The sequence below is a fragment of the Streptomyces californicus genome (genome assembly GCF_000717645.1).
GTDB classification, from domain to species: Bacteria; Actinomycetota; Actinomycetes; order Streptomycetales; family Streptomycetaceae; genus Streptomyces; species Streptomyces californicus.
Map to the genome: position 1 here is coordinate 53,694 of NZ_JNZZ01000016.1, position 18,976 is coordinate 72,669.

17 protein-coding genes, 1 pseudogene and 1 riboswitch are annotated in these 18,976 nt (G+C 72.4%); of the genes and pseudogenes, 9 read left to right on the plus strand and 9 right to left on the minus strand.

The features are described 5' to 3' along the window. Positions 1-86: 86 nt before the first annotated feature. Complete coding sequence (locus IF19_RS0120670; protein ID WP_128647672.1) at positions 87-497, plus strand: hypothetical protein; 411 nt, start codon at positions 87-89, stop codon at positions 495-497. 197 nt (positions 498-694) lie between these two features. Here the strand turns inward: IF19_RS0120670 and IF19_RS0120675 are convergent, their stop codons facing one another. Next, a complete protein-coding gene (locus IF19_RS0120675) occupies positions 695-1,054 on the minus strand; it encodes a DUF6204 family protein (protein ID WP_030117023.1) in 360 nt (119 codons plus the stop codon). A gap of 197 nt (positions 1,055-1,251) precedes the next feature. Here IF19_RS0120675 and thpR point away from each other — a divergent pair, with 197 nt between their 5' ends. Then, a complete protein-coding gene (gene thpR, locus IF19_RS0120680) occupies positions 1,252-1,881 on the plus strand; it encodes an RNA 2',3'-cyclic phosphodiesterase (protein WP_030117022.1) in 630 nt (209 codons plus the stop codon). 43 nt (positions 1,882-1,924) lie between these two features. On the opposite strand, the gene IF19_RS0120685 is transcribed toward thpR, so the two are convergent. Both IF19_RS0120685 and IF19_RS0120690 read right to left on the minus strand, forming a co-directional pair. Further along, positions 1,925-2,626 carry a maleylpyruvate isomerase N-terminal domain-containing protein gene (locus tag IF19_RS0120685; protein ID WP_030117021.1) on the minus strand — a complete coding sequence of 234 codons (702 nt, stop codon included), beginning with the start codon at positions 2,624-2,626 and terminating at the stop codon, positions 1,925-1,927. A gap of 71 nt (positions 2,627-2,697) precedes the next feature. Then, entirely contained in the window at positions 2,698-3,324 is a 627-nt protein-coding gene (locus tag IF19_RS0120690; protein ID WP_030117020.1) for a hypothetical protein, read from the minus strand. Positions 3,325-3,475: 151 nt separating this feature from the next. On the opposite strand from IF19_RS0120690, the gene IF19_RS0120695 reads away from it, so the two are divergent. Both IF19_RS0120695 and IF19_RS0120700 read left to right on the plus strand, forming a co-directional pair. After that, complete coding sequence (locus tag IF19_RS0120695) at positions 3,476-4,984, plus strand: MFS transporter (protein ID WP_030117019.1); 1,509 nt, start codon at positions 3,476-3,478, stop codon at positions 4,982-4,984. 21 nt (positions 4,985-5,005) lie between these two features. After that, positions 5,006-5,551 carry a TetR/AcrR family transcriptional regulator gene (locus IF19_RS0120700; RefSeq protein WP_030117018.1) on the plus strand — a complete coding sequence of 182 codons (546 nt, stop codon included), beginning with the start codon at positions 5,006-5,008 and terminating at the stop codon, positions 5,549-5,551. 169 nt (positions 5,552-5,720) lie between these two features. Here the strand turns inward: IF19_RS0120700 and IF19_RS0120705 are convergent, their stop codons facing one another. Next, the gene (locus tag IF19_RS0120705) at positions 5,721-6,209 is read right to left on the minus strand and encodes a MarR family winged helix-turn-helix transcriptional regulator (RefSeq protein ID WP_030117017.1); all 489 of its coding nucleotides are present in this window, start codon (positions 6,207-6,209) and stop codon (positions 5,721-5,723) included. Positions 6,210-6,321: 112 nt separating this feature from the next. On the opposite strand from IF19_RS0120705, the gene IF19_RS0120710 reads away from it, so the two are divergent. Further along, positions 6,322-6,732 carry an organic hydroperoxide resistance protein gene (locus IF19_RS0120710; RefSeq protein ID WP_030117016.1) on the plus strand — a complete coding sequence of 137 codons (411 nt, stop codon included), beginning with the start codon at positions 6,322-6,324 and terminating at the stop codon, positions 6,730-6,732. A 79-nt stretch (positions 6,733-6,811) separates the two neighbouring features. Here the strand turns inward: IF19_RS0120710 and IF19_RS0120715 are convergent, their stop codons facing one another. Further along, positions 6,812-8,356 carry an alpha/beta hydrolase gene (locus IF19_RS0120715; RefSeq protein WP_030276679.1) on the minus strand — a complete coding sequence of 515 codons (1,545 nt, stop codon included), beginning with the start codon at positions 8,354-8,356 and terminating at the stop codon, positions 6,812-6,814. A 93-nt stretch (positions 8,357-8,449) separates the two neighbouring features. Here IF19_RS0120715 and IF19_RS0120720 point away from each other — a divergent pair, with 93 nt between their 5' ends. Continuing rightward, complete coding sequence (locus tag IF19_RS0120720) at positions 8,450-9,412, plus strand: MerR family transcriptional regulator (protein ID WP_030276680.1); 963 nt, start codon at positions 8,450-8,452, stop codon at positions 9,410-9,412. 74 nt (positions 9,413-9,486) lie between these two features. Here the strand turns inward: IF19_RS0120720 and IF19_RS01000000134880 are convergent. Then, positions 9,487-9,974 (minus strand): annotated as a pseudogene (locus tag IF19_RS01000000134880) (DUF4430 domain-containing protein). A gap of 153 nt (positions 9,975-10,127) precedes the next feature. Next, positions 10,128-10,197: riboswitch (cobalamin riboswitch) on the minus strand. A gap of 464 nt (positions 10,198-10,661) precedes the next feature. On the opposite strand from IF19_RS01000000134880, the gene IF19_RS0120730 reads away from it, so the two are divergent. Together IF19_RS0120730 and IF19_RS0120735 are read left to right on the plus strand one after the other, a co-directional pair. Then, positions 10,662-12,875: a HelD family protein gene (locus IF19_RS0120730; protein ID WP_030117011.1), complete on the plus strand. Its 2,214-nt coding sequence runs from the start codon at positions 10,662-10,664 to the stop codon at positions 12,873-12,875. A gap of 99 nt (positions 12,876-12,974) precedes the next feature. Then, positions 12,975-14,099 carry an AI-2E family transporter gene (locus tag IF19_RS0120735; RefSeq protein WP_030117010.1) on the plus strand — a complete coding sequence of 375 codons (1,125 nt, stop codon included), beginning with the start codon at positions 12,975-12,977 and terminating at the stop codon, positions 14,097-14,099. Positions 14,100-14,307: 208 nt separating this feature from the next. Here IF19_RS0120735 and IF19_RS0120740 read toward each other — a convergent pair whose 3' ends face one another. Both IF19_RS0120740 and IF19_RS0120745 read right to left on the minus strand, forming a co-directional pair. Beyond that, positions 14,308-15,960 (minus strand): alpha/beta fold hydrolase, encoded by a 1,653-nt coding sequence (locus IF19_RS0120740; protein ID WP_172674283.1) that lies wholly within the window; start codon positions 15,958-15,960, stop codon positions 14,308-14,310. A 237-nt stretch (positions 15,961-16,197) separates the two neighbouring features. Continuing rightward, positions 16,198-17,313, minus strand: a complete 1,116-nt coding sequence (locus tag IF19_RS0120745) for an NADH:flavin oxidoreductase/NADH oxidase (RefSeq protein WP_030117007.1) — start codon at positions 17,311-17,313, stop codon at positions 16,198-16,200. A 132-nt stretch (positions 17,314-17,445) separates the two neighbouring features. On the opposite strand from IF19_RS0120745, the gene IF19_RS0120750 reads away from it, so the two are divergent. Beyond that, on the plus strand, positions 17,446-17,823 hold the full coding sequence (locus tag IF19_RS0120750; RefSeq protein WP_199807297.1) for an ArsR/SmtB family transcription factor: 378 nt from the start codon (positions 17,446-17,448) through the stop codon (positions 17,821-17,823). A gap of 106 nt (positions 17,824-17,929) precedes the next feature. Here the strand turns inward: IF19_RS0120750 and IF19_RS0120755 are convergent, their stop codons facing one another. Beyond that, positions 17,930-18,970, minus strand: coding sequence for an NAD(P)-dependent alcohol dehydrogenase (locus IF19_RS0120755; protein ID WP_030117005.1), 1,041 nt, complete (start codon positions 18,968-18,970; stop codon positions 17,930-17,932). Positions 18,971-18,976 lie beyond the last annotated feature (6 nt).

Genomic DNA, 18,976 nt, shown 5'->3' on the forward strand with positions numbered 1-18,976 from the left:
TGGAATGCACAAGTGCCTCTCCAACCGTCAGCAGCCGCCATTCAGGAGAGTGACACCTCGACACCAGTTGTCGTACCTTCCGTCGTGTGACCACACCTCGCGAACCGCATGAAGATCGACACGGCGTTGAGAACAAGATCTCTGGTGGAACCTTCCACGGGCCCGTCTTCCAGGCCGGTTCATTTCACGGCGAGGTGAGGTCCGACGGAGCATCCGGAACGGTGGACCCGGAGGAATTGATATTCCGCGCGGAGTTCATGAAACGCCAGCGCGCAGCATGGAAGGAAGAGGAGGCGGCCCGCAGGAAGAAAGCGGAGGAGAAGCGCGCCAAGACCGAGAAGGAACAGGCAGAGGTACGAATAGGGTGCACGTTCCTCGTGTTCTCCCTCGTGTTCGCGGCAGCCGCGTTCACTCTGATCTATTTCTCCCACAACTGGCCGGGGCTGGCCTGTGCTGCGCTTGCGTATGTGTGCTTCAAGAAAGTCATGTCGGACTGACTCCCGAAGCTCACCCACCCACGGCCCCGGGGATCGAGCAGGACCGCCCCCGGCCAGGCGAACCGGCACCGGCGGCACCGGCCTCGTCCGACAGGGGAGGAGGGCCGGTCTTCCCGCGCGCTTCCCTCGTACCCCATTCACCTCGCACCCTCTGACGGTCGGCAGGGCGGGCGGTCAGCTCACCGCGGCCCGTGCGGTCAGGCGTTCTTGCGGGCCGCTTCCCGGCGTTGGCGTTTGCCCAGCGGGGCCTGGGAGAGGTCTTCGGCGGTGCTCCTGAGGTTCTTGTGGCCGTAACCGCGTTCGGCCAGCCACGCCTTCGCCGCCTCCTCGGCCCGTTCGGTCGCCGCGAGGATGTCCTCCTCCGCCTCCCCCGCGTCGAGGAAGCGGAAGGCGAAGGCCGGCCGCGCGGCCAGGTCGTAGGTGAGGTTCCCCTCGGGGGTGAAGGCGGCCCGCAGGACGTCGTGCTCCTCGGCGCGGGCCAGGAGCTCGGCACGCTGGTCGGCGTCGAGTCCGTCGAAAACACCGCGGACGATGACGCGGAAGGTACGAGTGCTCATAGGGGGACCCTAACCAGCACGCCCGACATCGCTCCAACGACTTTTCCACCGGATACCGGACACCGGAACGCGGCTCCGTCGTGCGGCGCCCGCGCGGATCCCGGCCGCTCCCGGGCCCGCGCGTGTGCGGCCGTGGCCGGATTCGGCGTCGGACCCGCGTTGTGGCCCCGGCCCGGCGGACACGTACGGTACGGCAGGTGAACGAATCGCTCGAACCCGTGTCAGGCTCCTTCGCGACCGAGCCGGTCCGGGCCGCGACGACCCGCGTGTTCCTCGCGCTCGCCCCGCCCGACGACGCGAAGGACGAGCTGGCCCGGGCGTTGGGTCCGGCCTACGCCGCCTACCCCCGGATGCGCTGGAACCGGATCGAGGACTGGCACATCACCCTCGCGTTCCTCGGCGAACTGCCGGTCACCGCCGTCCCGCCCCTGACGCCTCCGCTCACCGGACTCGCGGCGCGGCGAGCACCGCTGCGGCTGGCGTTGCACGGGGGCGGCCACTTCGACGAGCGCGTGCTGTGGAGCGGGATCACGGGGGACCTGGAGGAGTTGCACAGCCTCGCCGCCGAGGTGCGCGCCGTCGTCCGGGAGTGCGGTGTCCACTTCCCGGAGCGAGTGTTCCGCCCCCATCTGACCCTGGCCCGCTCCCGCCGGGGCGATCAGGCCGCCACGGTGGAGGCCGCGGCGGGCCTCGCGGGGTTCGCCGGCCGGGCCTGGGTGGCCGGGCGGCTGTATCTGGTCGGCAGCAATGTCGGGCGGGGGCCGGGCCCGATCCGCTACCGCACCATCGAGGCATGGGATCTCGGCCGCGGCCCGGAGCCGGCCTGACCGGGGTGGCACGGCCCCGTACCGCGATCGCGGCGACGTACTCCTAGCCGAGGTGGAACGGGAGCGCCGGGGCCAGCTCGCCGAGGGCGCGCGTCTCGGCCTCGGTCGGGTCGCGCCTCCCGGTGCCGACCAGCAGCACGTCCTCGTCGGAGAACGCGGCGGGGAACACGACGGGCGACGCGGCCCCGGCATCGGAGAAGCCGCCGGGGAGGGCGGCGCCGGCGATCCGCTCGACCATCTCGCGCGAGCGGGCGAGCCCTTCCGGAGGCGGGCCCGCCACGCCGGGCAGGTGAGCGGTCAGGTCGAGGTGGTGCAGCGTCCACTCCAGGACGTACGCGGCGAGATAGTCGCCGACGGTGAGGACCTCGCCGCGGGTGGAGACCCGGAGGCCGGGATCGGCGAGCCGGGCGGCGCGGCCGGCGGCGGAGCCCACGTCGTCGAGGTGGAACATGAGCAGCGCCGGATCCCCGTAGGCGGCGGCCAGCCGCACGGTCAGCGCGTCGAGCGGGTCGTCACCGGTGGGCGGGGTGCCGGAGACGGTCCAGTAGGTCAGCGCGTCACGGGTCGGCTCCCCCTCGGCGGGCGTGGCCAGCGTGATCAGGACGTCCTGGGCGTCGATGACCAGATGGCACACCAGGTCCCGTACGAGCCAGCCCGCACAGCCCGAGGGCCGCTCGAAGTCCTCGGCCCGGAGGCCGGCGGCCGCCGTGCGCAGCGCTGCCCATGTCCGCGAGAAGAGATCCACGGCGGCCACGGTAGTACCGGTCGGCGGCATCCGTGAGCGGTCTTCCGCGGCGTCCTTCCCGGGCGTCGCGCTCAGACGGCGCCGGGAGCCGCGGGCCGGGTGTGCGTCAGCAAGAACTCGGTCGCCCGTGCGATGGCCTCGGCCGAGGTGGCGTACACGGCCTCCGACTCGTCCTCCCTCTGGTCCGCGCCGGTGGCGGTGTACCACCAGGCGTCGGCGCCCGGGTCGTGGTGGATCACGGCGTCACCCCCCGCGTAATGCAGCGGGATGGATTCGCTGGCGGACTTCTTGGGCACCGCGTGGGGCCACTTGAGACGGGCGGACTGACGCTTGATGCCGCCCCAGGCCACACCGAGCTGGGCATAGCTGGCGCCGCCTCGCCCGGCGACGGTGGCCGCGCTCTCGGCCAGACGCTCGACGGACAGCTTGGCCTCGTGCAGCGACCGCAGGAGCGCCAACTGCACATCGGGAGCGGCCATGAGCGCGGTGTCGAACGGCTTGCCCGCGGCGCGGTAGGCGTGGGCGCGTGTCGAGATCCGTTCGGCAAGAGATCGTGCCGCGTCGAGCACCTGCTCGTCCATGTCGAACGTGTCGCCGGTGCCGGGGTCGCGCCAGGCCGGGTCCACCGGCGTCAGGACCGTGGTCCAGAAGTCGTCGTCGCTCGGTTCGGGAGTCGGAATCGTCCTCGCATCGCTCATGCGACAAACATAGCTGTCGCAGCTATTTCTGACAAATTTTCCTGTCATCGAGTTCGGGCGACAGGTCACCCTACCGACAGTCCGTAACTGTACCTTCCATAAGGTACAGTTACGGTGATCGACAGCGGCTCTCGCAGCGAGGTTCAGGATGATGACCACAGGCACGTCTCGGCGCTGGCTGCTCCTGGCGGTGGTGAGCGCGGGCCTTCTGCTGATCACCCTGGACAACTCCATCCTGTACGCGGCGCTGCCGACGCTGGTGGAGGATCTCGGGGCGACCAGCTCCGAGGGGCTCTGGATCATCAACGCCTACCCGGTCGTCATGGCCGGCCTGCTGCTCGGCAGCGGCACGCTCGGAGACCGGGTCGGGCACCGGCGCATGTTCCTGATCGGGCTCGTGGTCTTCGGCGCGGCCTCCCTCGTCGCGGCCTTCTCCCCGACCCAGGAGGCCCTGATCGGGTCACGTGCCTTCCTCGCGGTCGGAGCGGCCGCGATGATGCCCGCCACGCTGGCGCTGATCCGGGTCACCTTCGAGGACGAGCGCGAGCGCAACGTGGCCATCGCGGTCTGGGGCACCATGGCGGTCGTGGGCAGTGCGCTGGGGCCCATCATCAGCGGCATCCTGCTCCAGCACTTCTGGTGGGGATCGGTCTTCATCATCAATGTGCCGGTCGTCGTCATCGCACTCGTCGCCACCCTGGCCCTCGCTCCCCCGAACGACCCGGACCCCTCCAAGCACTGGGACCTCGTCTCGTCCCTCCTGGCGCTCGTCGCCCTGGTCGGCCTCGTCATGGCGATCAAGGAGACGGCGAAGACCGGCCCCGCTTTGGCCGTCATCGCCGCCGCCGTCCTCGCGGCGACGGTCGGAGGATGGGCCTTCGCCAGGCGTCAACGTCAGCTGCCTCACCCCTTGCTGGAATTCGCGATCTTCCACAACCGGGCGTTCCTCTCGGGGGTGCTGGCCGCCGGGTTCGCCCTGTTCGCCATCTCCGGCGTCCAGCTCGTCACCACTCAGCGCTTTCAGTTGGTGGAGGGGTTCACGCCGCTGCGCGCCGGGTTCCTCGTGGCGGCCGTCGCCCTCGGGGCGTTCCCCACGGCGATGCTCGGGGGCGCCGTCCTGCACCGGGTCGGACTGCTTCCGCTCATCACCGGGGGCCTCGCCCTGGGGGCGGGCGGCACCGTGCTGGTCCTGCTGAACTTCGCCACCAGCATGCCGCTCCTGGTCACCGGGCTGATCGTCACCGGTGCCGGTCTCGGCGCGGCCATGTCCGTGGCCTCCAGCGCGATCATGGGCAACGTCCCCGCCCGCAGGGCCGGTATGGCCTCGTCCGTGGAGGAGGTCTCGTACGAGTTCGGCGGCCTGATCGCGGTCGCGCTGCTCGGCAGCCTGCTGACCGCCGTCTACTCCGCGACCGTCGACCTTCCGGCCGGGGTGCCGGAGCGGGCGCGGGACAGTCTCGACAGCGCGCTCGCACTGGCCGGCGAGGGGGCCGGGGCCGACACGGCGCTGATCACCGCGGCGTCCGAGGCGTTCGACGGCGCCTACTTCGCCGTGATGACCGTGGTCGCGGCCGCGCTCGCCGTGGGCACTCTGGTGACCGGCCTGCTGCTGCGCCGCCACGGCCCCGGATCAGCACTGTCCGGCCCCGCACACCACTGACACGACGGCACGGGAGCGACCATGCGAACCAGCAAGCGGACCCAGATCCTCGACGCCGCCACCCGGGTCGTGCAGCGGGAGGGCGTCAAGAGCGTCACCTTCGACTCCGTCGCGGCGGAGGCCGGGGTGACGAAGGGCGGGCTCCTCTACCACTTCGCCTCCCGGGAGGACCTCGTCCAGGCGATCCACCAGCACCTGGCCGACCGGTGGGAGGCCGATCTCGTGGCGGCGGCCGGCAAATCCGCCGCCGAGGCCACCCCGGGCGAACGGCTCGCCGCCTACACCCGGGTCTCCGTCCAGAGCTCCACGCGCGCCGAACTGCTGCTGATGCTCGAAGGGTCGACGAACCCCGCGCACGCGGCGGTCTGGGACGCCGTGACCGAACGGTGGGCGCCGTCCGCCGCCGGGGCGGAGGGCGAGCGGGAGGCGCTGGACCGGTTCATCGTCCGGCTCGCGGCGGACGGCTTGTGGTTGTACGAGTCGCTGACGCCGGAGCGGTTGGACCCCGAGCTGCGACGGGCCGTCGCGGACCGCATCGCCGAGGCCCTGGCGCGCGACGAGCGCTGACCATCCGTTTCCAGGGCGGCTCGGACCCGTCGCCCGGAGCCGGTGGACTCGGTCCGCGGCGGCCCGGCACACGGGCGGCGGGCCCGGCGCGCCCTGCCCCGGCGCGCGGCCTGACCGGGTGCCCGAACCGCCCTGGTGCGCGGCCGGAACCGCTTGGGGCCGCCACCGCTCAGGCGGCGTCGGCGGTCTCTCCCAGGGCTGTGGTGAGGCGGCGCAGGACGTCCTGCAGCCCGAGGACCTCCTCGACCGACAGGCCGGTGGCGGCCAGTACGCTCCGTGGAACGGCCAGCGCCCTGTCGCGCAGGTCGGCGCCCTCGCCGGTCGGCTCGATCAGGACGGAGCGTTCGTCCTCGCGGCTGCGCTCGCGCCGGACCAGACCGGCCGCCTCCAGGCGCTTCAGCAGGGGCGAGAGGGTGCCGGAGTCCAGATACAGCCGTTCCCCGATGGCCTTGACGGGCTGAGGGCCGTGCTCCCACAGGACCAGCATGACGAGGTACTGCGAGTAGGTGAGTCCGAGATCCTTGAGGGCCTGCCGGTAGAAGCCGCCGAACGCCCGTGACGCGGCATGCAGCGAGAAGCAGACCTGATGGTCCAGTCGCAGCAGCTCCGCGTCGGGGACGGTGGGCAGGTCGGGCCGGTCACCCGGAGTCGTGGTCATGCCACCAGCGTACCGCCGCCCACCCAATCAAGTTGTACACAACTTAGTTGTGTGCAATCTTTATGGCAGTGGCCGCGACCACCCCGGTCGAGGCTCCGTAGGAGGGTCACCCATGGACGCGTTGTACACCGCCGCCGCCACCGCCAACGGCCGCGAGGGCCGTGCCGTGAGCTCGGACGGTCAGCTCGATCTCCCCCTGGCCATGCCCCCGGCGCTCGGCGGCAGCGGCAAGGGCACCAACCCCGAACAGCTCTTCGCGGCCGGGTACGCGGCCTGCTTCGCCAGCGCGATGGCGTCGGTCGGGCGCGAGATGAGGATCGACACCAAGGACGCCTCCGTGACCGCCGAGGTCTCCATCGGCAAGGACGGCGGCGGCTTCGGGCTCGCGGTCGTCATGCGGGTGGAGCTGCCGGACTCCCTCGCGGGCGAGACGGGACGGAAGCTGGTCGAGGCCACCCACGCCTACTGCCCGTACTCCAAGGCCACGCGCGGCAACATCGACGTCGAGCTGGTCATCGAGTAGCCGCACCGCGACCGTCCGGGAGCCGCACGACCGGTTCGGGCGGGGCCGGCCGGGGAGCACCCGCGGCCGGCCCCGCTCGTCATGACACCGCGTCCGGCCCGCGCAACCGGTCCAGGACCGCGTCGACCGCTCGCAGCACCGCCGCGCGCACCGCGTCGGTCGGGTCGAGCGTCTCGAAACCGTGGCGCCCTTCCGGCACGTCGACGATCTCGACGTTCGCCGCACACCGGGCGGCCTCCGCCACGAACTCCTCGACGGTCGCGGCGATCTCGGCGCTCTCGCGCCCCGCCCGGACCAGCACGACGGGCAGATCCCCGGCCTCGGACACCGTACGGACCGGGTGGAAGCGCGACCCCGCCAGTCCCCAGCTCGGCAGCGGCGCGAGGATCGGATAGTTGGCGGCCACGCACCGCAGCCACCGCGGAGGCTCCGCCAGCCAGTCCGCCATGATCGGGCCGCCGCCCGAGAAGAACCACAGGGCGATCCGGTCCGCGTCCACCCGGGGGTCCGCCCGCACCCGTTCCACCGCCTCGGCCACGTCGGCGGCGGCCCGCCCGTAGTCGGTCACCGCGTGCAGGCGGTGGTCGAGGGTCACGCCCGCCGCACCGTGTCCCGCCACGAGGCGCGCGTACCCCGTCAGGGTCGGCCAGTCCCGCGGGGTGGGCCTCGCCCCGGCCGGTACGGGTCCGCCGTGCACGAAGACCACGGCGGGGTGCGGCCCCGGGCCGTCCGGCAGATACAGGTCGGTGTTCCCTGTCCGCTCGCGGGGCCGTTCGGCTACGTCGAGGAGGAACGGCCGCAGATGGGCGGGCGGGTGGGCGGCGTCGGGCGTGGTCAGCCGCTGTCCTTCGCCGGACGCCGCCTCGGCCAGCACGTCCGCCAGTACGGCGGGGCAGGACAGCATCGGCCAGTGGCCCGTGGCCAGTTCGAGGAGGGCCACCCCGGCATCGGCAAGCGCCCGCAGTGCGGGGTCGCCGACGTCGGCCATCATCTGGAGCATCTCGACGCCCGGTCCGTTGCCGGTGCAGAGCACCCCGGTCACGGGTACGGCGGCCACCGCGCCGGTGAGCCGCAGCGGCTGGAGCAGGGTGCCCAGCGGCTGCGGCGCCGCGAGGGCGGTCAGCCCGTCGAGCGCCGCCGCGCTCAGGCCCGCGGTGCTCCCCCAGCGGGACCACGCGTCCCCGGCCGGGGGCGGCAGCTCCCCGCCGCTCCCCCGCTCACCGCGCGCGGTGGCCAGGTTCGCGACCTCTTCGCGCAGGAGCGGGTCGGGCACGGCGGCCAGCGCGGGAACGCCGTCCCGCACCATTCCGGCGTCCAGGTGGATGATCCGGGTGACCACCCCCGCCCGCCGGTCCGCGGCTCCGTACACCGGGTGGATTCCGTAGTCGTGGCCGACGAGCACGATCTCCCGGCCCGACTCGGCCGCCACCGCGTCGATCACCGCGAGAACGTCCGCGATGTGCGTCTCCAGGTCGACGGGCCCGTCGGACGCTCCGGGGCCGCCGCCGAGACCGGTGAGCGCCACCGCTCGCGCCTCGGCCCCGCCCGCGGCCAGCCGGGCCGCGGTGTCCCGCCACACGTGCGGTCCGGTGAACGCCCCTGCCACCAGGATGAATACGGTCATGGTCCCTCCTCGTCACGCTCTCGTCGGCGCACCGGCCCGGTCCTCCGGCAGCGCCCGCCGGTACGGTAGGAACTCCCCTTGGTGGAGGTTCAAGTGTTGTCGTCGCACGACGGGCTGTGCGCCATCGGCGAACTGGCCGAACGCGCCGGTGTCAGCGTCAGGACGGTCCGCTTCTACTCGGACCGGGGGCTGCTGCCGGAGGCATCGCGCAGCGCGGGCGGGCACCGCAGGTACGGTCCCGAAGCCGTCGAGCGGCTGGGCATGATCCGCTCGCTGCGCGGCCTCGATCTCCCGCTTCCCGAAGTGCGCCGTGTCCTCGACGAGTTGGACGGTGCCGGTGACGGTCCGGCCGCCGGTGGGGCCCTGGAGGGCGCGGTGGCGGGCCGGTTGCGGGCTCTGGGGTACGAACTGGCCGCGCTGCGTTGGCGGGAGGCGGCGCTCCGGCTGGTGCAGGAGTGCCCGCCCGCCGAGCGGGCCGCCCGGCTCCGCCTGGTCGGTGCGGTCGCCGCCCCGCCGAGCACCGACTCGCTCGCCCGCTTCTGGCGGGCGTGGCTGCCGCCGCGCATGCCGGCCCGGTCGGTCGCCGCGTTTCTGGAGGCGGCCGTGGTGCGCCCGCCCGACGACCCCGGGCCCGAGCAGGTGCTCGCCTTCGCCCGACTGCACGCGTTCGTGTCCCGGCCGTGCGGTGAAGGGGAGCGCGGTGCCACCCAGCCCCGGGCGCACGCGGTCGGCGGGGCCCGCGCCCCTGCGGTGCTGTACGCGGGGCTCGCGGAGGCGTACGGCCTGGCGGGCGGGGAGTTGCGCCGGGAGACCGCGCCCGCCCCCGGGGAGGCGCTGGACGGATTCGTGGACGCGTACGCGCGTGCGTACGGCGCCGAGGACACACCCGCCTTCCGCCGCGTACTGGCCGGACGGCTGGCGGCCGATCCCCGCATCGACCGGTACTGGGAGCTGACGGCCCAGGTGATCAGCGCTCCCGGCGGCCGCCCCGAGCCGACACCGGGGACCGCGCACGACTGGCTCCTGACGGCCCTGTCCGCTGACGTGGAGGCGTGATCGCCGGAGCACGGGCCGGCCGAGCCTCCGGGGCCGCCCCGGCTGTGGGGTCCGGGGCGGCCCGGCACACGGTTCTAGAAGGCGGTCCAGGTGAAGGCGACCTTGTCGCCCGCGTTCAGCTTGAACTGGCATCCGCCGACCGGGATCGACGTGCCGTTGACGGAGATGTTCCAGTAGGCGACGCCGCCGCCGTCGACGTTCTTTATGGTGTCGACCGTGTAGTCGTCGAACGAGGCGTACCACGTCCGTCCCAGGTGAAGTGTCTCTTGCGGGCGGCGTCGTCGAGGGCCGCGGTCGGGGTCGGTACGGCGCTCGGGTGGGCGCCGCCGTTGGTGCCGTCGCAGGCGTGCGTGCCGCCGGTGGCGGTGGTCACCTCGTGGCCCTTCGTCTTGATCCGGCCCTTGAAGAGGCGGCCGTCCGGGCCCTGTACGGTCAGGACCACCTTGACCGGGGCGTTCGTGGAGACCGCTGTGCGCGGCTGGGCGACGGCGGGGGCGGAGGCGAGCGCGAGGCCGAGGGCGGTCGTGGTGATGAGAGTGCGGCGAACGGATCGCAGGTGCACGGGGTGCCTTCCGGGTTCGGGGCGGCCCGCCGCTCGAACCGGGGACGGCCGTCCGCGAGGTGTACGCGCGACTCGGGGCGCACACACTGCGGTCCGGGACCACGGGCTTCGCGCTGCAGACCATGACAGGGGAAGCGGTACACGCGGCGCACCGGGTGGTCCGACTCGCGGCTCCGGGCCGCTCACGGTTGCAGGTCAGCGCCGGATTTCCACCGGCTTCCCCCAGTCGCGCACGCATTCTGTTGTCGCCCCGGCGGACCGGAGCCCTCGCATGCTACGGCCGACGGGGGCGGCTCCGCCGGGAAACGGGCCCATTGCCGGCCGAGACGCACCCCGGGCGACACCGTCCGGCTCCCCGCTCAGCCACCGACGTGCCGGCCGGGCCGGACCGGGCAAGGGTCGCCGGTACCCCTCCCGGAGGTCGTGATGAACCGCCCCGGCTTCCCGGAGAGATGCCCCGTTCCGGTTTCCCGGTTCCCGGAAAGCGGGCCGGCCGGCCTTTCCCGGCGCAGCCGCCGGCCCGCACTCCCGGCGCACGGACAATCCCCGGGCCGTCATTGCGGTCCGGGGATTGCCGGGCGTATATTGGAATCTTCTGCGCACACGCAGAAAGGCCCCGCTCGGGGGCCTTATGGATACGAATATATCTGGCGGGGAGCCGTTTTGTCAAACCGGGAAAGCCACGAATTGCGGGACGAGCAGGAATTCATCGACCGGCTCCACGCCCGGGTCGACGCCCTGCGCGGCGTGGCCGCCGAGGGCGTGGAGCGGGCGCTGACGCCGGTGGGCACCGGCCAGCAGGCGCGGCTGGAGCGCGACATCCTGGTCGCGGAGCGCTCGGGTCTGCTGGCAGCGCTCAACGCGGTGGACGGGTCCCTGTGTTTCGGCCGTATCGACCGCTGCGACGGAATCGCGCACCATATCGGACGTATCGGAATCCGGGAGGACGACACCGGGCACACTCCCGTTCTGATCGACTGGCGTGCTCCGGTGGCCCGTCCTTTCTATCTCGCCACGGGGCATACGCCGATGGGCCTGCGCCGACGTCGCCACATCACCACCGAGGGCCGCACGGTCACCGAACTCCACGACGAGATCCTCGATCTCGGGGACGAGGACCGCACCGGTTTCGAGGACCCGAACGGCGACGCCGTGCTGCTCGCGGCACTGAACTCCGCGCGCACCGGCCGCATGGGCGACATCGTGCGGACCATCCAGGCCGAGCAGGACGGCATCATCCGGGCCCCGCACCGCGGCGTCCTCGTCGTGGAGGGCGGGCCCGGGACCGGAAAGACGGCCGTCGCTCTGCACCGGGCCGCCTTCCTGCTGTACGAGCACCGGGAGCTGCTGGCCAAGCGCGCCGTCCTCATCGTGGGCCCGAACCCTGCGTTCCTGCGCTACATCGCGGAGGTGCTGCCGTCGCTCGGTGAGACGGGGGTGCTCCTGGCGACGCAGGCGGAGCTGTACCCGGGGGTGCGCGCCACCGGAACGGACTCCCCGCGTGCCGCCGCCGTGAAGGGCGGCGAGCCGATGGCCGAGGCCCTCGCGCTGGCCGTGCGCGACCGGCAGACACTGCCGGAGCCCGGGGCCCCCACGGTGATCCCGCACGAGGACGGCGGGGACCTGATCCTGGACTGGGAGATCGCCTACGAGGCACGTCAGGCGGCACGTGACACGCGGCTGCCGCACAACCTCGCCCGGCCGCACTTCGTCTTCCGGGTCATCGACGCGCTCACCGCACAACTCGTCGAACGCATCGGCGCGGACCCCTACGGAGGACCCAACTTCCTCGGCCCCGACGACGTGGCCCAGCTCGGTCGGGACGTGGCGCTCAGCCGGGAGGTGCACGCGGCCGTCGACGAACTGTGGCCGCCGCTGACGCCCGAGGGCTTCCTCACGGACTACCTGGCCGATCCGGTCCGCGTACCGGAGGCGGACGCCGACGCGATCCGGCGCGCGCCGGGCACAAAGACGTGGACCCCGGCCGATGTGCCGCTGCTCGACGAGGTGGCCGAACTCCTCGGCGTGGACGACAGCGCGGAGCGGGCCGCCGCCGAGGCCGCCCGGCAGGAGCGGGTCGGCTACGCGCAGGGCGTGCTGGAGCTGTCGCGCGGTTCGGAGAGCTACGAGTTCGAGGACGAGGAGTCCGAGGTGCTCGCCGCGCACGACATCATCGACGCCGAGCGGATGGCTGAGCGGCACGAGGAGGCCGATCACCGCACCGCCGCCGAGCGGGCCGCCGCCGACCGCACGTGGGCGTTCGGGCACATCATCGTGGACGAGGCGCAGGAGCTGTCACCGATGGCGTGGCGGCTGCTGATGCGGCGGTCCCCGACCCGTTCGATGACGCTGGTGGGCGACCCGGCCCAGACGTCCGAGGAGGCGGGTGTCGGGTCCTGGGAGAAGATTCTCTCCCCGTACGTGGGCGACCGCTTCGAGCACGTCACGCTGGAGGTCAACTACCGTACGCCCGCGGAGATCATGGAGCTGGCCGTCGGGGTCATGCGGGAGAACGACCCCTCGTTCGCCGCCCCGGTCTCGGTGCGGTCGACCGGCGAGAAGCCGTGGACGCGGGAGTCCGGGGCGGATCTGGCGGGTGCGGTGGCCGATGCGGTGGCGGAGCTGACACCCCGGGAGGGACGGCTCGCGGTGATCGCCCCGCGGCCCCTGCACGAGGAGATCGCCGCCGCGACGGCCGGGATCGCGGCCGGCGGGGAACCCGATCTCACGCGCACGGTGGTGCTGCTCGATCCGCGTCAGGCCAAGGGGCTCGAGTTCGACCATGTGCTGGTGGTGGAGCCGGGCCGGTTCGGTACGAGCGATCTGTACGTGGCGCTCACCCGGGCCACCCAGCGGCTGGGGATCGTCCACCGGGAGGAGCTGCCGACGGCGCTGCGCTGAACGGCCCCGCCACCCGCCCAAGCGCTTCCCGCACACCGTCGGCGTCAACGAGCCGCAGGGGTGAGCGGAAGACGGTTGCCGACCCCATAGGGTGACGCCATGTCTTCGCCATTGAGTTCGACAAAGACCGCGGCTGCCCTCCGCACATCGGCACGGGCCTCCGCCGAGGTGCTGCTGGTCCTGGTGGCGGCATGGGTCGCGCTGTGGGTGCTGGGCCGGATGTGGTCGGTCGTGTGGCCGCTGATAGTCGCTCTGTTCCTCACCACGCTGACCTGGCCGCTCGCCCGCTTCCTGCGCACGCACGGCTGGCGTCCCGCCCTCGCGGCGTCGGCGGTGACGGTGTTCGCCCTGCTCGTGGGGGCGGGCATCGTGGCCCTGATCGCGGTGCCGGTGGCGGATCAGTCCGGGGAACTGGCCGAGCGAGTGGTCGCGGGGATCGACAAGCTCCGCGAGTGGGCGGCGGGTCCACCGCTGAACATCGGCGACGACCAGATCACCGGGGCTCTCGACACCGCGACCGCCAAGCTCCAGGACAGCGTCGGCAGTGTGGTCACCACCGCCGTCACCGGGGTGAGCACCGTGGTCAACGGTCTGGTCACCGCGGTCCTCGCGGTCTTCCTGATGTTCTTCTTCCTCAAGGACGGCCCCCGCTTCCTCCCGTGGCTGACCCGTCAGCTGCCCGGCCGGCTCGCCGTGGACATCCCCGAGGTGGCGGCCCGCAGTTGGGACACCCTGGGCGCGTTCGTCCGGTCGCAGGCGGCGGTCGGTCTGCTGGACGCGGTCTTCATCGGGCTCGGCCTGTGGATCCTCGGTGTGCCGCTGGTGCTTCCGCTGGCGGTGCTGACCTTCGTGTCGGCGTTCGTTCCGATCATCGGGGCGCTGTTCGCCGGGTTCGTGGCGGTGGTGATCGCCCTCGTCTCAAACGGGCTGATGGACGCCTTGCTCGTACTCGTGATCATCGTCGTGGTGCAGCAGCTGGAGGGCAACGTCTTCCAGCCGATGATCCAGAGCCGTGGTCTGGGACTGCACGCGGCGGTCGTCCTCCTCGCGGTGACGCTGGGCGGCAGCCTGGCCGGTGTGGTGGGCAGTCTGCTCGCGGTGCCGTTGGCGGCGTTGATCGGGGTGTTCTGGAAGTACCTCCGCGAGCAGCTCGCCGAGGACACCCCGGAACCCGAGGTGGTGGACCTGTCCGACGGAACGGGCAGTTCACCCGCCCCGTCGTAGGCCGGGGCCTCCGTCGGCCCGTGACCCCGGCCTCCCCCGGTCCGGCAGCCGTGTCCTCCGGGAGGACGCGGCTGCCGGACCGGGGCGACGGTTCAGGGCGTCCGACCGCCTCGCGTGCTCAGCGGGCGGGCGGCGGGAGACCGGAGCCTGCGCTGCCCGCTCCGACTCCGTCTCGCTTCACGCCTCCGTCTCACTTCACGCCACCGTCTCACTTCACGCAGGTCTCGTCCTCCTTCGGCAGGCGGCCGCTCGCCAGATAGCGGTTGACCTTGGAGTCCACGCACGCGTTCCCGTACTCCCCGTACAGGCCGTGGCGGTTGGCGTTCTTCAGGGTGAGGAGCTTGGAACCCAGCAGTTGGCCGCGGAGCGTGGTGCTGCTCCGGTAGGTGGTGCGGGGGTCGCCGGTGGCGGCGACGAGCAGGGCCGGGGCGCGGTGGGTGATGCGGGTGGGCGCTTCGCGCGGGGTGTTCCAGAAGGCGCAGGGTCCTATGTTCTCCACGAGGGGACCGAACAGGGGGTGGGCGGCGCGACTGCGCTGGATGTCCCGCCAGTAGAGCTCGGGATCGCGCGGGGCCGGGACGTCACCGCAGATGATCGCCGTCTGGGCGCTGCCGTAGGACGACTGCGCGCCGGTGAGCGTGAAGTGCAGCGTCTCCGCGAACTCCGGTGACAACGGGGCGGGTCGCCCCTCCGCAGCCTTGGCGAGGGTCGCTGTCTGCTCGGCCAGGACCGCCCGTGACTCGCCGGTGTCGTCGGCGATGCCCATGAACAGCAGCATCGGTATGTGGGTGTCGTCGACCCGGTGGAGGTCCGGTGCGGTGCCGAGCGTCAGCGGATCGCGTGCCGCCTTGGCCATGACGCGGTCGATGGTGGCGAGGACCGCCGTACGGGAGCGGCCCAGGCCGTACGTTGTGTGCCGCTCGGCCGCCCAGGCGGCCCAGTCGGAGAGCGCCTGTTCGTTCTCCCGGACCGTGCCCTTCAGCAGGCGCGGGCTGTAGGCGTCCGGCCCCACCGCTCCGTCCAGGACCATCCTGTCGTAGCGGCCGGGGAACATCTGGGTGTAGACCGTGCCGAGGTAGGTGCCGTACGAGTAGCCCAGGTAGGAGATCTTCCGTTCGCCCAGCGCGCCCCGGATGACGTCCATGTCCCTGGCGGTGTTGCGGGTGGAGATGTGCGGGAGCACCGATGCGCCGGCGGCACGGCACTTGGCGGCGAGGCTCTTGCTCAGGGCCACCTGTCTGTCGAAGCCCGCGCGGCTCGCCCCGGCCGAGAACCAGGTGGCGCTGACGGGCCAGCCGCAGTCCAACGGGGTGCTGCGGCCGACGAAGCGCGGGTCGAATCCGACGATGTCGTACCGGGCGCCGACCTCTTTCATCGCCTTGCGGATGACCGGCGGGGAGTCCACGGCCGGGCCGCCGGGGCCGCCGTTGTTGAGAAGGATCGCGCCGATGCGGTGACGCGTGTCGGTGGCCTTCAGGCGCGAGACGGCGACCGTGATCGTCCGGCCCCGGGGATCCTCGTAGTCCAGCGGGACCGTGACGTCCGCGCACCGCACGCCCGCCCGGTCGAGGTCTCTGCCCTCCGTGTCCTGCGGGGTCCGCATGCACGTCCCCCAGGCGAGGTGCTGGTGGTAGTAGCGGTCGAGTCCCTCGGGCGCCGCCACCGGCGCGGCGGTGCGAGGCCCTTGACCGAGCGGCGTCGAGGCGAAGGACGGTGCCGCGGTGATGCCCACGGCCAGGGCGAGGGAGAGGCCGACGGCAGCGGTCCGGGCGGCGGTTCTCGCCGGAGCCGGGGCGGTCGGAGGGAGATGGACGGCAGCCGGGCGCTGGATGATCTTCTCTGCGTCAAGTGCGTAGGTCACCCGACAGACGCTAGAAGGGCGGACGTTCGGGATCACTGGTGCTGGCCCCCCAATGCGTACGGGGGCGGTCTCCCCCTTCCATCGGGGGGTGTTTCCCCTTCTCCCGGGCCATGGACCGCTGGGACGATGGTGCGGGGCGCGGTGGTCCGACCATCGAGGTCGGCAAGGCGCGGGCGGGTTGCCGGCCGCCCCGGCGATCGGCGGTGGGGTCCGATCGGCCGGGGCGGGCCGGGCCGCTCAGGCCTTGGCGGTGCGACGGGCCAGCGCGTAGCCGTACTGCTCGGGCCAGCGCGGTCCGGTGGCGAGGGCGTCGGCGGCGTGGTGGGCCCAGTGCGGGTCGCGCAGCATCTCGCGGCCGATCATCACCGCGTCGGCCCGGCCCGAGGCGACGATCTCCTCGGCCTGTCCGGCGTCCAGGATGAGGCCCACGGCGGAGGTGGGCAGGCCCGTCGTCCGGCGGACCCGGTCGGCGAAGGGCACCTGGTAGCCGGGGTGCGCGGAGATCGCCGCGTCACGGACGAGGCCGCCGGAGGAGACGTCCAGCAGGTCGACGCCGTGGGCGGCCAGCTCCGCGGCCAGGCGTACGGTGTCGTCGCCGGTCCACCCCTCGCGCGGGTCCTCGGGGTTCTCGGTCAGCCAGTCGGTCGCCGAGGTCCGGAAGAGGACCGGCAGTTCGTCGGGCCACACCGCCCGGACGGCGTCCACCACCTGGAGCGGGAAGCGCAGCCGGTTCTCCCAGCTGCCGCCGTAGGAGTCGGTGCGGTGGTTGGCGGCCGGGGAGAGGAAGGAGTTGATCAGGTAGCCGTGCGCCCCGTGGATCTCGACGACCCGGAAGCCTGCGGCGAGGGCGCGTTCGGCGGTCGCGGCGAAGTCGCGGACCAGCTGCCGGATCTCGTCCTCGGTCAGCTCGTGCGGCACGGGCAGACCGTCGAACGCGGCGGCGCTGGGGGCGACGGCGGTCCAGCCGCCCTCGCTCTCCGGCACGTAGCGGTCGGCGAGCCAGGGCCGGTCGGTGGACGCCTTCCGCCCGGCATGGGCGATCTGGATCGCCGGAACCGATCCGTGGGAGGCGATCGCCGCCGCGATGCGGGTGAACGCCTCCTGCTGGCGGTCGTTCCACAGGCCCAGGTCCCACGGGCTGATCCGGCCGTCCGGGCGCACCCCGGTCGCCTCCGCCATCACGAGCCCCGCGCCGCCGGCGGCGCGGCCCGCGAGATGGGTGAGGTGGAAGTCGGTCGGAACGCCTGCCTCCGGCCCCTCGTGGGCAGCGGAGTACATGCACATCGGAGACATCCACACGCGGTTGGGGATCTCCAGGGACCGCAGGGTCAGGGGGGTGAACAGGGCACTCACCGGTGGAACTCCTCGGGTCGGGGGGTCGCCGCAGGCGAGCGGCGCCGAGGAAACAACGATAAACATCGTAGTACGGCGGTTGTCAAACTACGTCGATATTCGTACTTTGGAGGCCGGACCCGAGGAGGCCCCATGTCCACCCCTGAGCTGTCCACCCCCGAGCGCGCCGCAGCGTCCGGACGTCGGATCGCCCATCCGCGCCCGGAGGAGATCCGTCTGGAGGCGGTCCTGCACGCGCTGGCCGACCCGGTACGGCTGCGCATCGCGCGGGAGTTGGCGAACGGACACGAGGACATGGCCTGTATCGCGTTCGACCTGCCGGTGAGCAAGTCCACCAGCACGCACCACTTCAAGGTGCTGCGCGAGGCGGGCGTCATCCGCCAGCACTACGACGGGACCTCCCGGATGAGCCGGCTGCGCGAGGACGATCTGGAGGCGCTCTTCCCGGGGCTGCTGGCGGCCGTGCTGGAAGGGGCGCGCCGCTCGGCCGCCCCGCCGGATCCCGCCTGACGACGCGCCCCTCTACGAGCCGGACCGCGCCCGAGCCCTCAACCCGTACGCCCCGAGCCGGTCGACGGCTCGGGGCGTACGGGTGTGGCACTCCGCGGCCACCGCCTCAGATGGTCGCGGCGTCGATCACGAAGCGGTAGCGGACATCGCTCGCGAGCACGCGCTCGTACGCCTCGTTCACCCGGCTCGCCTCGATCACCTCGATCTCCGCGCCGAGCCCGTGCGCGGCGCAGAAGTCCAGCATCTCCTGGGTCTCCCCGATCCCGCCGATCATGGAGCCGGCGATCGCCTTGTCACCGCCGATGAGCGAGAAGAGGTTGAGCGAGATCGGCTCCTCCGGGGCGCCGACGTTCACCAGGGTCCCGTCGGTCCGCAGCAGGCCGAGGTAGGCGCCGAAGTCCAGCGGGGCCGAGACCGTGGAGAGGATGACGTCGAAGGTCCCGGCCAGTTCCTCGAAGGTCGCCGGGTCGCCGGTCGCGTAGTAGTGGTCGGCGCCGAGCTTGAGCCCGTCCTCCTTCTTCCGCAGCGTCTGGGAGAGGACGGTGACCTCGGCGCCGAGCGTGTGCGCGATCTTGACGGCCATGTGGCCGAGGCCGCCCAGACCGACGACAGCCACCTTCTTGCCGGGGCCGACGCCCCAGCGCTTGAGCGGGGAGTACGTGGTGATGCCCGCGCACAGCAGGGGCGCGGCCTCGTCGAGGGCGATGCCCTCGGGGATCGAGACGACGAACGCGTCGCGCACGACGATGTGCGTCGAGTAGCCGCCGTACGTGGGCTCGCCGCTGCGGTCGAGCGCGTTGTACGTCTGGGTGTTCCCCTCGGCGCAGTGCTGCTCCCGGCCCGCGCGGCAGGCGTCGCACTGTCCGCAGGAGTCGACCATGCATCCGACGCCGACGCGGTCGCCGACCTTGAACGCGGTCACTCCGGGCCCGGTCTCGGCGACGATCCCGGCGATCTCGTGTCCGGGCACCATCGGGAAGATGCCCTCGCCCCAGCCGTCGCGGGCCTGGTGGATGTCGGAATGGCAGATACCGGCGAACTTGATGTCGATCAGGACGTCGAACTCGCCCACCGGGCGGCGCTCGATCGTGGTGCGCTCCAGCGGGGCCTTGGCACGGGGAGCGGCGTAGGCGGCAACGGTGGTCATGCCGGA